The organism is Bacillus sp. UNC125MFCrub1.1, assembly GCF_000701305.1.
Classification (GTDB): domain Bacteria; phylum Bacillota; class Bacilli; order Bacillales; family Bacillaceae; genus Bacillus; species Bacillus altitudinis.
This window is the reverse complement of record NZ_JNIG01000005.1, coordinates 1-1,352: the sequence shown is the minus strand read 5'-3', so window position 1 is coordinate 1,352 and position 1,352 is coordinate 1. Positions and strand designations below refer to the sequence as shown.

Here is a 1,352-nt window from a genome sequence, read left to right as displayed (position 1 = left end):
AACAATCAGATGAATAAATCACTCTCTTATTCTACCATCTCCACCAAAGTTTTTCATCAATTTCCCAACGGTACAATGCCCTGGCATTCTGCTTTGAACGGAGAGAAAATACACGTGCAACTTTTAGGTGCATAAGTGGGCACTGGTTCCCTAGTGACTCTTTTCGGGCTCTGCCCAAACCCGCCAACGCTAGCACGTTGGATGGCAAATATTCAAACCCCCTACCCCCGATCTTCGGGGGATGCCCCTTCGGCAGGCGCAAACAAACGGGGTTTGTTTGATAAACAGGCTTTTGGGTGTCGTGAATGAGTCAACTCCTTAATGCTCACTTCGTTCCGCTTACCGTTGACTCATGCCATATGTTTTTCACTCCATTTTTTTAAACAGTAACGCTCCTTTTGAGTGCACACTTTTCCGAAACAACACAAAACAAACACGAAACTTAATTCACCATTATTGACCCCTTGTTACGACTGATTTTTTTGCAAAACGCTCCCTTTCTTTGTGTGCAGGTGCGCTCCTTTTCAAACACAAAACGTTACTCAATTCTTCTCACTTTTCCTTTTTATGGTGTGGCAGTTTTTCCGTTTCTGCCACATCACCACATTTTTCTCCTGAAAAAAGGTGTGTCAGAATTTCATTTTTAGGCACATTCCTTTCAAAAATCGCAACCGCCACGAAACAAATCACACTGGGATTTCAAACATAAAGTGGTTGCAGTTTTCCCTTATGCTCTTTTCACCTTTTCCGAAATGTCTCCAGCGACACTTATCAAAATTTTTCTCTTTCAACCCGCTACGCAAAACAAAAACATTTTGCCTTTTGATCTAGAAGGGCGTAGCGTATACCGTAGCGAATGAATCATAAAGAGGTGAACCCGCTATGAAACCCGAAACCTACCTTTCTTCACAAGACATTGCAAATAAGCTCAATGTCTCCAGCGTCACGATACGCAAATACGCCGCCATGCTTGAGAAAAACGGCTATAATTTCGCCAGAGACACTAAGGGATGGCGTCAGTATAATGAGTCCGATTTATCCGCTATGGAGTATATATACACACACTCTAAATTGAGTGGTAAATCACTAGAAGAAGTAGCCAAACTTGTAGCGACCTTGTATCGGTCAAACTTGTCCATATCGGATACCGCTACACCGCTACAAGATGTCAATGTCGCCGATCTCATTCAGAGACAAGAGGAATTCAATCGTACCATCCTAAAACGACTCGAACAATTTGAAGAACAACAAAAAAAACGAGATGAAAATCTCATGCTCGCTTTGAAAGAATCCATTGAAGCAAAAAAAATGATTGCTGCTGCTCAACAAAAAAAGTGGTGGCAATTTTGGAA

General features: G+C 42.0%; 1 protein-coding gene. It reads left to right on the top strand.

From position 1 onward, the window contains the following. Positions 1-882 precede the first annotated feature (882 nt). The coding region (locus N521_RS00160; protein ID WP_035389176.1) for a DUF3967 domain-containing protein at positions 883-1,352 on the top strand (470 nt) is incomplete at its 3' end.